Origin of the sequence: Marinobacter sp. LM1 (assembly GCF_042763285.1) — a bacterium.
GTDB classification, from domain to species: Bacteria; Pseudomonadota; Gammaproteobacteria; order Pseudomonadales; family Oleiphilaceae; genus Marinobacter; species Marinobacter nauticus.
The window spans coordinates 3,125,308-3,138,065 of the sequence record NZ_CP114373.1; the positions used below are offsets into that span (position 1 = coordinate 3,125,308).

Below are 12,758 nucleotides of genomic sequence, written 5' to 3' on the forward strand. Positions count from 1 at the left end.
CAGCGCGGATCTAATGCTCTAAAAAACGTCAACCTTTCCGGGGTTATTGAACCTCCTGATTGGCAGCCCCGCTGATGTCGGCCGCATAATCCATGACATGATAGATCATGTTCTGCTCATTGGTGCCAGTCAGCAGGTTGGCGCCCGGGCCCCGGGCATAAATGCCTACGTCCTCTCCAGCGTGAGTCTCACTACCAAGCGGCACCAATGCCTCCTGATGATAGCCCGGTGTGGTGGTATCCACATTGGTCAGATCCATTCTTCCGGCGTTGACAGGGTCACCATAGGTACGGTCCGCATCAGTCTCACTTCCATAATCGCGCATGCCAAGGCCATTGGCGTAGCCCAGCGTAGTGTATGGCAGGTCATCCGCCGCCAGTGCAGGCTGATCTTCCTCAATACCCACGACCTTGCCCAGAATCGGGTTACCGCGCCTGGGATAACCCGCCATCGTCAATCCGTGGCTGTGATCCGCGGTCACAATGATGAGCGTATCCTCCGCACTGGTCTGATCCACGGCCACCTGAACGGCTTTTGCCAGTTCAATGGTATCGGTCAGTGCGCCATAAGCACTTCCCGCGTGGCTGGCATGATCAATCCGGCCCGCCTCGACGGTCAGGAAGAAACCATCGGTATCATTATCGAGAATGTCGATGGCCTTGGCGGTCATCTCACTCAGTGAAGGCTCACCGGCAACATCATTGCCACGATCCGCCTCGTATTGCATGTGAGACTCGTTGAACAGGCCGAACAGCCGGGAGGTGGTTGCCGGGTTGACGCTGTCAAAACCGGCCTTGTCATACACGTATACGCCTTGGGGATACTGAGCCTGCCACTCGGCGATCAGGTTGCGGCTATCGGTACGGTCACCCTCAACGCTGGACATCGCATCCGGGCTGTTGAATGTGGAATCCCTGGGCAGGAAGTGGCGGCGGCCACCGCCCATGACCACGTCAATCCCATCGATATCCACGCCGGCGTAACGCTGTTCCAGAAGTTGCTCGAAACGGACCAGTTGATCGGCAATGTCCTTGCAGCCGGCCTGAACCGCTTCGGCAGGCATGTCCGAAATGTCTTCCCAGTTGCGTTCCGCCGATTTGGCATAGGTAGCAGCCGGTGTGGCGTGGGTAATGCGCGCGGTGGTGACCACACCGGTGGCTTTGCCGCTAATTTCTGCCAGCTCCAACGTCGTTATCAGCTCATTACCGGCAGCCGAGCTGCAATCACCGCGGATAACGTCTTCATCCACGCCAACCACGCCCACATTGGTTTTTACCCCAGACACCATGGCAGTCATAGTCCCTGCGGAATCGGGCACCTGTGCGTCCACATTGTAGGTTTTGGCTAAACCGGCGAAAGGAAAACGCTCGAAACTCAGTTGATGTTCTTCTCCGAGCTTACCCAGATTCTGACCTTCCAGAATGCGGGCAGCGGTGACTGTGGATACGCCCATGCCGTCACCCACGAAAAGGATCACGTTCTTTGCTTTACCCCGGGCGTCGGCAATGGCTTCCTGAACAGATTCGGATTGAGCAACAGCGTCCCCACTGCCGGTAACCGTGGCCCAGGTCTCTTTGGCTGCCACGATCTCTTGCTGGCCCTGCTGGAACCAGGAATTGGACAGAGATGTCTCGAGTTGCTTCGAGGAAAGACTGGTAACGCTCTCATCGGCTGGCTGCACCGAGCTCTTGTCGTCGTCATTCATGCATCCGGTCAGGCCGATCACTGAAGCCGTCAGTGCGCTGAAAAGGTATTTGTTCATTGCCTAGCTCCTTATTCTTCAATTAAGCCCAGGGCCTGATCGATCAGGTGAAAAACCGTGCTTTGCTCGATGGTGCCCTGTGCAAGGTGAGCGCCGGGGCCTTTCGCATGCAGGCTGACATCCTCACCGGAATGGGTCTCGCTACCAAGCGGAACCAATGCTTCCTGGTGATAACCAGTGGTGGTGGTATCCACGCCAGTGAGATTCTGGCGTCCGGCGTTAGGTGCCTGGCTGTAGGCCGCGTCTGCGTCCGTTTCCATGCCGAGATTGCGGAATCCGAGCCCGTTGGCGTATCCCAGGGTGGTGTAGGGCATGCCATCGGCGGCCAGTGCCGGCTGCGTCTCGCCAACATTAACCACCTTGCCCAGAATCGGGTTGCCCCGCTTCGGATAACCGGCCATCGTGAACACATGGCTGTGATCAGCGGTGACAATAATCAGGGTATCCTCCGGGTTGGTTTGATCCGCGGCCACTTTTACGGCTTCGGCCAGTTCAATGGTATCCGCCAGAGCGCTGGCCGCATTGCCGGCATGGTGGGCGTGGTCAACGCGGCCAGCCTCGACGACCAGCAGATAGCCTTTATCATTGTTATCAAGAATATCAATGGCCTTGGCAGTCATCTCACTCAGTGACGGCTCACCGGCAACATCGTTGCCACGGTCAGCCTCGTACTGCATGTGCGACTCGTTGAACAGGCCGAACAACCTGGACGTGGTTGCGGCGTTGACGCTGTCGAAACCGGCCTTGTCATACACGTATACGCCTTGTGGATACTGAGCCTGCCACTCGGTGACTAGGTTGCGGCCATCGGTGCGGTCGCCTTCGACACTGGATCGCGCATCCGGGCTGTTGAACCTGGCATCATTTGGCAGGAAGTGGCGACGGCCGCCACCCATGACCACGTCAATCCCATCGGTATCCACGCCAGCGTAACGTTGTTCCAGAAGTTGCTCGAAACTGACCAGCTGATCGGCAATGTCCTTGCAACCGGCCTGAACCGCTTCAGCAGGCATATCCGAAATGTCTTCCCAGTTGCGATCTGCCGATTTGGCATAGGCAGCGGCGGGTGTCGCGTGGGTAATGCGTGCGGTGGAGACCACACCAGTGGATAAACCCTTGATTTCCGCAAGCTCCAGAGCGGTTACTACTTCATTGCCTGCAACCGTGCTGCAATCTCCCCGCTGGACATCCTCGTCCACGCCCAGCACGCCCGCATCGGTTTTCAAACCTGACATCATGGCGGTCATGGTGCCCGCTGAGTCCGGAACCTGGGCATCGGTGTTATAGGTTTTCACGAGTGTCGTGAAGGGAAAGCTTTCAAAGCTCAGCAGATTTTCCTCGCCCGGACTGCCCTGCCTCTGGCCTTCCAGAATGCGCGCAGCAGTAAGGGTGGACACCCCCATGCCATCGCCCACAAACAGAATGACGTTTTTCGCCTTATCCGAGGACTTCAGGGAGAGCTTCTGCTGAAGCTGTGCCGCGGCGTTAATAAACCAGATATTGCCCTTTTGTGAGGTCGGTAGTATCTCTGCGACGACACTGGCGGACAATGCCAGCCCGATCGCCACAGAAATTAACGCTCTTTCCAGATTCATAGCGCATATCCTTTCAACGGTGTTGTTGTCTGCCACTCCGGTACAACCTGTTCATCGAACAGAATTCCGGATCGACTCCGCTAAAAAGATAGGGGTTCGTTATGACGTTAATCCTGCATTTGTGTTACTCAGGCATGAAGGTTGCCTGGCAGCTTCAATACGTTCCTCCCCGGGACGCTGGCCAGGACCTGCCGGCGCGGACAGAGACGCGCCGGCGGAAATCCGAGCGTTATTGAGTAGCCTCCTCCATCCTGTCACCCGCTTCTTCGGCGGCATCGCCCATCTCCTCGGCTGCGTTTTCCGCGCCTTCCTGTAACTCGCCCATGGCGCTTTCGTCCTGCCCTGTGGCTTCTTCATAGGATTCCTCTACGGAGTCGGCGGCGTCATCCATCATTTCACCGGCGTTCTCCCCGGCCTGCTCGAAATCGGCACCTTCATCGCTTTCTGAACTGCAGGCAGCCAGGCCGAGTGTCATCAGTAGAGCCAGTGCGCTCCACGTGAGCTTGTTCATACCATATCCCTCTGTTGGTAAGTATTTACGACGCAAACAGCCTAGAGCGGTTCACCTGCACAGGCAATTACCGGGCGATTACCCTTTCGTTAGCCGCTGGCCGTCGATCATGATCACATGCTCAACACCAAGCACCTTGCCGGAGCCAAGTACCAGAAAATCATGGCCGGCCCGGCTCAGAACGTCCCGAATGTTTTCATGAACCAGGCAAACCTGCCCGTTGGTATCCTGGTAGATAATCTCGGCCAGCCGTCGCCCCTGGACATACTCCACAAGCATTTCCCGAACCGGCAAAGACACAGTCTCTGGTGAGGGGGTTGCAGCACTCATGTTCCATCGTCCCTGTTGTTTTTGTTTTGCAGAAGTCTGGACCACAAATCCCGAATCCGCCAACCGGGGCCGAATTGTCATGTCAGGCCACCTTCCGATGACATTCGTCAAAATTGTTGCATTGCCCGATTGTCCGACATAAATTGAGGACAACCAAGAACAAAACGGAGATCCCTGATATGAACGCCAAGGCCAATCAAGCAGTCGGGCAACAACCGGCCAATTCCACTCCCGCCTCCGGTGAAAAAGACTGGAAAGATCCCAAGCGTTACCTGTGGCTGCTGGGCCCTGCCCTGCCTGGTATCGGCCTGGCCGCTTTGACCGGATACGCGCTGGCGCCCAGGAAGCTGAAGGCACTGGCGTGGACCGGGCCGGCACTGGTGCACGGCATTATCCCGGCGCTGGACCGGGCAATCGGGGAAGACAAGAGCAACCCGCCGGAATCCGCCGTGCGGTCTCTGGAGCGGGACAAGTACTACGACCGGATTGTAAAAGCCTTTATTCCTACCCAGTACGCCATGACGGTTATGGGTGCCTGGCTGGCCAGTCGCAAGAAAACCCCGATCGAAGACAAGATCGGCCTGACCCTGACGGTGGGCGCAATCAACGGTGTGGGCATCAACACCGCCCACGAGCTGGGCCACAAATCCAACAAACTGAACAAGTTGATGGCCATGGCGGCACTGGCGCCGACCGGCTACACCCACTTCGTGGTTGAGCACAATTTTGGTCATCACAAGCGGGTTGCCACGCCGGAAGACCCGGCCAGCAGCCGGATGGGCGAGAGTTTCTGGAAGTTCCTGCCGCGCACGGTGTTTGGTGGCATGAAGTCCGCGGTGAAGATCGAGAAGGCGCGGCTTGAGCGCAAGGGCAAGGGTTTCTGGAGCCTGGACAATGAGTTGCTGCAGGGCTGGGCCATGAGTGCCGGGCTCTTTGGTGCAACTACGCTGGCCTGCGGCCCGAGGGCGGTGCCGTTCCTGGCGGCGCAGGCGGTATATGGGGCCAGTCTGCTGGAGAGTGTGAATTACATTGAGCACTATGGCCTGCTGCGCCAGAAGGACAAGAACGGCAAGTATGAACGCACCCAGCCCGAGCACAGCTGGAACAGCAACCATGTGGTGACCAATCTGTTCCTGTATCAGTTACAGCGGCACTCTGACCATCACGCCCATCCAACCCGGAGTTATCAGGCCCTGAGGCATTTCGAGAAGGCGCCGCAGTTGCCGGGTGGTTATGCGTCGATGTTGTTGCCGGCTTACCTGCCACAGTGGTGGTACGAGACGATGGATAAGCGGGTGATTGATCACTACGAGGGGGATCTGTCGAAGATCAACTGGGATCCGGATCGTAAGGACGAGCTGATGGCCAAGTATGCGGATTATGCTGCGAAAGTGGCGGCTGAGGCCTCTGCCCGAAAAGCAGGAAGCAAAACTGAGTCTGAGGCTGCCTGAGATCTGACTGATTTATTGGCTTGATTGCCGGCCCTAGCCTGTCGGTTATGGTGCCGGCTGCGGGTTGGGGCCACCCTTCCGGGAGACGCCGTGAACCCATCCATGGGGGCTTGAGCGCAGCATCCCTGCTGCGCACACTCCCGGAAGGGTGGCCCCAGCCCGCTGCTTGTGCTTCTGTGGGATAGTCGTTGATCCTACGATTCGCTACGGACGAGATTTTGAATGACGGGCCAATCCAGCTATTTACCTTTGAACACCGCTTCCCTTCTCTCCAGGAATGACTGGATTCCTTCTTTTACGTCTTCGCTGGCCATGACCGGACGTAGTTCCGGGAACAGGCGCTCCTTGGCCGCTTCCTGGCCTTCTGAAACGGCAATCTTGGACGACTTCAGACTGCCCTGAACGCCTAACGGGGCCGCTTTGGCGATCTTTTCAGCGATTTCCATCGCTTTGTTGAACTGTTCCCCGGGCTCCACCAGTTCCTGAATCAAGCCCCACTGATACGCCTGCTCGGCCGTCCATTCGTCGCCGGTTAGCAGGTAGCGCTGGGCGTTGCCCCAGCCGATTTCCCTTTGCAGACGGATGGTAGCGCCGCCGCAGGCGAAGATGCCGCGTTTGACTTCCAGCTGGGCGAAGCGGGTGCCTTTGGCGGCCACGCGGATGTCGGTGTTGAGCATCATTTCAACGCCACAGGTGAAGCAGATGCCCTGGGCGGCAAAGACTACCGGCTTGGTAAGTCCCTCGCCTGTGATATGGAACGGATCAAGTTCACCTTCGCCGGGTTCGATACCCTTACCGTTAGCGAATACGCCGGCCCAGTCGTCCAGTTGCAGGCCGCTGGTGAAGTGGTCACCTTCGGCGTACATCACGGCGACGCGCAGTTCGGGGTCGTTCTGGAGCTGGTAATAGGCGGCAGCGATTTCGTGGTACATGGCCCGGTTCATCGCGTTCATTTTTTCCGGGCGGTTCAGGCCGATCTTCAGGATGTGACCCTGTTGTTCTACGTTTACCAGTGGCATTTTTCGAGTCCTCTAATTTGGGAACCTAGCCTGTTTGTTTGGGTGCTTGCACGATCAACGGGTAGAGCTTTCCGGGACACGCTGTGAATACGTCCCTGTACGCTTGACTGCAGCATCCCTGCTGCAGACAGTCCCGGAAAGCTCTACCCGTCGCTCGTGCCTCAAACTTGGCAGTAATGTTTAAATATTCAGGGCTGCTTTTGGTCAGTTTTTGATGACTTAAACCCTACGTCTGCAGAGCCTGCGAAATGCACCAGTGCTCGGGCGCGTTCGGCCGGTGGGCCTTTCCGGGACCGTTGAGGGCCATGGACGGCCCGAAACGAGCCTACAGGGACGTACTCGTGGGCGTGTCCCGGAAAGGCCCACCGGCCGAACGTGCTTACCACCAAAACAGGCAGGCTACGAACAGGACCAAGACTCCAGAGCTAGAACCAATCGGCCTTCATGTTCAAGCACGTATCATCCTGATTGCGAAGCAGCACCAGATCCTGGGCCACAGTAGGTAATTCCCAGTGGAAGAAGTACTGGGCGGCCTGGAGTTTGCCCTGGTAGAAGTTGCGTTCGCTGTCGCTGTTGGCTGAAGCCAAGGCATTGGCAGCCGCATTAGCCTGCCGCAACCACATCCAGGCGACGATGATGTGCCCGAACAGGTGCAGGTAGCAGCTGGCATTGGCCAGGGTTTTGTCGACTTCGCCGCCCATCAGGGATTTGCCCAGGCTCTGGGTGACTTTCACCGCCTGCTGCAACGTCTCACTCAGAGACAATGCCCACTGCTGGCAGCGGTCGGTGGTGGCCGCCTGCAGATCCACCTGCATTTCCTGCATCAGCAGCTGCAGGCCATGGCTCTGGTCCTGCCAGATTTTGCGGCCCAGCAGGTCCAGGGCCTGGATGCCGTTTGTGCCTTCGTGGATCGGGTTCAGGCGGTTGTCGCGCCAGCATTGTTCAACCGGGTATTCCCTTGTGTAACCAGCGCCGCCATAAACCTGGATCGCCAGGTCGTTGGCCTTGGGGCCGTACTCAGAAGGCCAGGCTTTGATCACCGGGGTGAGCAGGTCCAGCAGTTTGCCGGCTTCCATTCGCTTTTGTTCATCCGGGTGGGTGTGCTGGTCGTCCATCAGGCGGGCGCCATACAGGCACAGGGCCAAGCCGCCTTCGCTGTAGGCTTTCTGGGCCAGCAGCATACGGCGCACGTCGGCGTGGTCGATGATGGGCACTTGCGGGCTTTCGGGGTTCTTTTCGCTGGCTTTGCGGCCCTGCAGGCGGTCTTTGGCGTATTCCAGGCTGTGCATGTAGCCGCGGTAACCGATCACCGCCGCGCCGAAACCGACGCCGATGCGGGCTTCGTTCATCATCTGGAACATGTATTTCAGGCCCTGATGAGGCTCGCCCACCAGGTAACCATGGCAGGGAGCATCGTCGCCGAAGCTGAGGGCGGTACTAGTGGTGCCGCGGTAGCCGAGCTTGTGAATCAGGCCTGCCAGGCTGACGCCGTTGCGTTCGCCGGGGTTGCCGTTTTCGTCCACATGGAATTTCGGGACGATAAACAGGGAGATGCCTTTCACACCGGCCGGAGCGCCTTTGATCTTGGCCAACACCATGTGAACGATGTTTTCGGTGATGCTCTGCTCGCCACCGGAGATGTAGATTTTGGCACCTTTGATCAGGTAGTGGCCGTCGTCGGTGGGCGTGGCGGAGGTGCGGATGTCCGCCAGGCTGGAGCCGGCGTGGGGCTCGGTCAGGGCCATGGTTCCGCTATAGCGACCGCTGAGCATGTTGGGCAGGAATTTGGTTTTCTGTTCGTCGTTGCCGAATACACGAATCAGGTTGGCGGCGGCGGTGGTCAGAAACGGGTAGCCGGCGGTGCCGGGATTGGCGGCGGTGAAGAAGCCGTTGCAGGCCGCCATGACGGATTCCGGCAATTGCATGCCGCCGAGGTCGTAGTCGTATCGGCCAGCGAGGAAGCCGGCTTCGGCGTAGGCATCGAAGGCCTGTTTGACGTCCGGGAGCATTTCCACCTGGCCGTTGACGAATTTGGGTTCGTCTTTGTCGGCAGCACTGTTGTGGTTGGCGAATTTTTCTTTCGCCATTTTGTCGGCGGTTTCGATGACGGCGTCGAAGGTTTCTTTGCTGTGTTCGCTGAAGCGTTCGCGCTGGATGAGAGATTCGGTGTCCATCACCTCGTAGAGTTGGAATGCGAGGTCGCGGCGGTCTATCAGGGTGTCGGTCATTCTTGGTCTCCTGTTGATTGGCCATAGCGTCTCATAACGGCTATGGTTGTTGGAATTGTCATTTCTGACTTATTCTTGGCTGATTCCGCCAACCTTTGCGTTAGCAAGACGGCCACTGCCATGGGGATTCTCTTCCGGGAGACGCCGTGAACCCATCCCTGAGGGCTTGAGCGCAGCTTCCCTGCTGCGCACACTCCCGGAAGAGAATCCCCATGCCAGCGGCCTGATTTAGAGAATGCCGTCATGCCAGTTCATGCAACGCCACAAGCCAGAAAACAGGAATTTTCCCAGTGAAAACCGTCACTATCATCGGCTTTAACGGAGCTCTGGCCAGCGCCATCACCGGTATGATCGACCTGTTTCGCCTGGCCGGAGTGACCTGGGCCCGAATTCATGGCGAGCAGCCGACGGCATGGTTCAGAACCCGTCTGCTGACCGAGGATGGCGAGCCCTGCCGATGCATCAATGGCGTGACCTTGCTTGCGGATGGTTCCTGGCAGGATGTTGACGAACTGGGTGCCGATGACCTGCTGATTATTCCGACCATTGGTGCACCTATTGATGAAGCTCTGCAAACCAACAGTCCGTTGATTCAGTGGCTTTCTCAGTTTCAGGATGCAACGCCCGGCGATGTTCGGGTGGCCAGTAATTGTACCGGGTCGTTTTTGTTGGCGGCGGCGGGGTTACTGGATGGCCGGGAGGCCACCACGCATTGGGGGTTTGGCGATCAGTTCAGGCGGCAATTTCCGGCTGTAAATCTCCATGCCGACAAGCTGGTCACGGTTGATGGCCCTGTGGCGTGCGCAGGGGGTGGTATGGCCTGGTGGGATTTGGGGGTGTATCTGGTGGAGCGGCTGGCAGGTGCGCAGGTGGCCCGGGAGTTGGCGAAGGCGTTTGTGATTGACGCCGGGCGCACGAGCCAGGCGCCATATAGCGTGCTGCAGGCCAAGCGATACCATTCAGACAAGGTGATTCACCAGGTTCAGGATTGGCTGGAGGCGCATTTCAGAGAGCCGGTTTCATTGCCAGAGCTTTCCAGCTTCGCCGGGTTGTCCGAAAGGTCGCTGTTACGTCGGTTCCGGCAGGCGACGGGGGATTCACCGTCCACCTATCTGCAGCTGCTTCGGGTGGAGGAAGCTCGCCGGCTACTCGAATCCACAACGGAAGGGCTTGAGTCGGTCACCCGGGCGGTCGGGTACGAGGATGTGAGTTCGTTCAGCCGGCTGTTTCGTCGGCATACGAAGCTTTCACCGGGCGCCTATCGGGCGAAATTCGGCCGATAGTATGGTGTTACAGGTCACAATTCAGTCTTTGGTAGCGTTTCTGTGGCGCGGGTTATGCATCAAACTGTCTTGTAGGCGTTTTTTTGCCGCCGTACGTAAATAATCTTGACAGTTTTAACCCTTCGGGGGAGGTCGTTTCTATGAACGCACCGTTGAAGCAGAGCCGGGCCGATGTACTTAACCGGCTGTACGATATGAAGCGCAAGCAGCTCGCGCAGGCCAGTCAGCAGGGTAACAGCCTGCGCTGCCAGGTATTGGAAGCCGAAGCAGAGGCGATTTCCAATGCCCTGAAAACCGTTCGATAGCCATTTATCCAGACAACAGCTATCGAACGCCAATTCCGGTCAACTGATGACGTAGCAGGTCACTTTTTAGATGGCTGCCGCAATTTCGGTTCCCTGACGGATGGCCCGCTTGGCATCCAGCTCTTCCGCCACATCAGCACCGCCAATGAGGTGCGCTTTCACGCCTTTATCAGCAAGCTGGTCGAACAGTTCCCGATAGCTTTCCTGTCCCGCGCAGATGATGACGTTGTCCACGGCCAGAACTCTGGTTTCACCGGTCTTTCCGTCCTTGTCGGTCAGGGTAATGTGCAGGCCCTGATCGTCGATTCGATCGTAACGGCAACCCCGGAGCATTTCGACGTCGCGATGCTTGAGGCTGCTTCGGTGCACCCAGCCTGAGGTTTTGCCCAGGCCGCCGCCGACTTTGCCGGTTTTACGCTGCATCAGATAGATCTTGCGGGGCGATGGGGTCTGCGCCCGTTCAGCCAGGCCGCCGGGGCCCTCAAACGTGGGATTCACCCCCCATTCCGCCTGCCATTCAGCCACACTCACCTGTTCACCTTCCGGGTGTTTGTCAAAGTCGTGAGTCAGGAATTCACTGACATCAAAACCGATACCACCCGCCCCGATCACAGCAACTGACTTGCCCACCGGTTTGTTGTGGCGCAGTACATCCAGGTACCCAAGCACTTTCGGGTGGTCGATGCCTTCAATCTTCGGTGTTCGTGGTTTGACGCCGGTGGCGATGATCACGTCGTCAAAGCCCTGTTCGATCAGGTCTTTGGCCTCAACGCGGGTTTCGAGCCGCAGGTCGATGTCCAGCAGATCAATCTGACGCTGGAAATAGCGCAGGGTTTCATAGAACTCTTCCTTGCCCGGGATGCGTTTGGCGTAATTGAACTGGCCGCCAATCTTGTCGTCGGCTTCAAACAGGGTCACTTGATGCCCCCGTTTTGCTGCCGTGGTGGCTGCCGCCAATCCAGCGGGCCCGGCGCCAACCACTGCTACGCGTCGAACCACAGGCGCAACCGTGAGCACCAGTTCGGTCTCGCGGCAGGCGCGCGGGTTTACCAGACAGGAGGCGCGCTTGGCCTGGAACACATGGTCCAGACATGCCTGGTTGCAGGCGATGCAGGTGTTGATCTCGTCGCCGCGCCCCTGTTCCGCCTTACGGACAAACTCGCTGTCTGCCAGCAGCGGGCGGGCCATGGACACCATATCAGCTTTTCCGGCAGCAAGGATTTCCTCGCCTTTTTCAGGGGTGTTGATGCGGTTGGTGGTACACACCGGAATGTCCACCTCGCCATAGAACTTGGCCGTCACATCGGCAAAGCCACCACGGGGTACCGAGGTCACGATGGTGGGAACACGAGCCTCGTGCCAGCCAATACCGGTGTTGATGATGGTTGCCCCGGCTTTCTCGATGGCCTTGCCCAGAGTGACGATCTGATCCCAGGTCTGACCACCTTCCACCAGATCCAGCATGGACAGGCGGTAGATAATGATGAATTCCGGCCCCACCGCCTCACGCATGCGGCGAACGATCTCCACCGGCAAGCGCATTCGGTTTTCGTAGGGACCACCCCACTTGTCGGTTCGCTTGTTGGTGCGCTCACACAGAAACTGGTTGATAAAATAACCTTCGGAGCCCATCACCTCAACGCCGTCATAGCCGGCGAATTTAGCCAGCTTGGCGGCATTCACGAAGTCATTGATCTGCCGTTCCACACCTTTTGTCGAGAGGGCTCTGGCCTTGAACGGACTGATCGGTGCCTTGGTGGCCGAGGCCGACACAATCAGCGGCTGATAACCATAACGACCGGCGTGAAGCAATTGCAGGCAGATTTTTCCGCCCGCTTCATGCACGGCCCCGGTCACATGACGATGCAGCAAAGCAGTCGCACGGTTATTCATCGTAGACGCCAGCGGGGCCAGCTGCCCCACCAGGTTGGGAGAAAAGCCACCGGTTACCATGAGCCCGACGCCACCTTCCGCCCGTTCGGCAAAATACCGGGCGAACTTGTGGATATTCCAGAAACGGTCTTCGAGGCCGGTATGCATCGACCCCATCAGCACCCGATTCTTGAGCTCAGTGAACCCCAGTTCAAGCGGTTTCAGCAGGTTGGGATAGGCGTTGGTCATGGCGCACTCTCATCGAATATTTATCGGGAGTATACACTTGATCAATGGCAAGTTGACTTGACCTGACCGACGGGCCACGTATCATCGCATTTCAAGTTTGACTGACGGAGCAACCATGACCGCAAGGTCCTTCGGCTGCATTAGAATCACCCG

The 12,758-nt window shown here is 57.9% G+C and carries 10 protein-coding genes; 3 read left to right on the plus strand and 7 right to left on the minus strand.

Translation table 11 applies throughout. The features are described from left to right. Positions 1–43 precede the first annotated feature (43 nt). The 4 genes from OZ656_RS14550 to OZ656_RS14565 form a co-directional block, all read right to left on the minus strand. Complete coding sequence (locus OZ656_RS14550; RefSeq protein WP_286715252.1) at positions 44–1,762, minus strand: alkaline phosphatase; 1,719 nt, start codon at positions 1,760–1,762, stop codon at positions 44–46. Positions 1,763–1,773: 11 nt separating this feature from the next. Continuing rightward, entirely contained in the window at positions 1,774–3,357 is a 1,584-nt protein-coding gene (locus OZ656_RS14555) for an alkaline phosphatase (RefSeq protein WP_379944681.1), read from the minus strand. 229 nt (positions 3,358–3,586) lie between these two features. Then, on the minus strand, positions 3,587–3,868 hold the full coding sequence (locus OZ656_RS14560) for a hypothetical protein (protein ID WP_278350300.1): 282 nt from the start codon (positions 3,866–3,868) through the stop codon (positions 3,587–3,589). A 78-nt stretch (positions 3,869–3,946) separates the two neighbouring features. Further along, a complete protein-coding gene (locus OZ656_RS14565) occupies positions 3,947–4,198 on the minus strand; it encodes a hypothetical protein (protein ID WP_058341393.1) in 252 nt (83 codons plus the stop codon). 179 nt (positions 4,199–4,377) lie between these two features. Between OZ656_RS14565 and OZ656_RS14570 the strand changes: the two genes are divergently transcribed. Then, complete coding sequence (locus OZ656_RS14570; RefSeq protein WP_278350301.1) at positions 4,378–5,649, plus strand: alkane 1-monooxygenase; 1,272 nt, start codon at positions 4,378–4,380, stop codon at positions 5,647–5,649. 239 nt (positions 5,650–5,888) lie between these two features. Here the strand turns inward: OZ656_RS14570 and OZ656_RS14575 are convergent, their stop codons facing one another. Next, a complete protein-coding gene (locus tag OZ656_RS14575) occupies positions 5,889–6,668 on the minus strand; it encodes a crotonase/enoyl-CoA hydratase family protein (protein WP_379944683.1) in 780 nt (259 codons plus the stop codon). Between the two features lie 425 nt (positions 6,669–7,093). Then, positions 7,094–8,896, minus strand: coding sequence for an acyl-CoA dehydrogenase (locus OZ656_RS14580; protein WP_379944684.1), 1,803 nt, complete (start codon positions 8,894–8,896; stop codon positions 7,094–7,096). A 290-nt stretch (positions 8,897–9,186) separates the two neighbouring features. Between OZ656_RS14580 and OZ656_RS14585 the strand changes: the two genes are divergently transcribed. Continuing rightward, positions 9,187–10,179: a GlxA family transcriptional regulator gene (locus OZ656_RS14585; protein WP_273030445.1), complete on the plus strand. Its 993-nt coding sequence runs from the start codon at positions 9,187–9,189 to the stop codon at positions 10,177–10,179. A gap of 140 nt (positions 10,180–10,319) precedes the next feature. Beyond that, the gene (locus tag OZ656_RS14590) at positions 10,320–10,484 is read left to right on the plus strand and encodes a hypothetical protein (RefSeq protein WP_011786291.1); all 165 of its coding nucleotides are present in this window, start codon (positions 10,320–10,322) and stop codon (positions 10,482–10,484) included. A 66-nt stretch (positions 10,485–10,550) separates the two neighbouring features. Here the strand turns inward: OZ656_RS14590 and OZ656_RS14595 are convergent, their stop codons facing one another. Further along, positions 10,551–12,605 (minus strand): NADPH-dependent 2,4-dienoyl-CoA reductase, encoded by a 2,055-nt coding sequence (locus tag OZ656_RS14595; RefSeq protein ID WP_273030446.1) that lies wholly within the window; start codon positions 12,603–12,605, stop codon positions 10,551–10,553. Between the last annotated feature and the right edge of the window lie 153 nt (positions 12,606–12,758).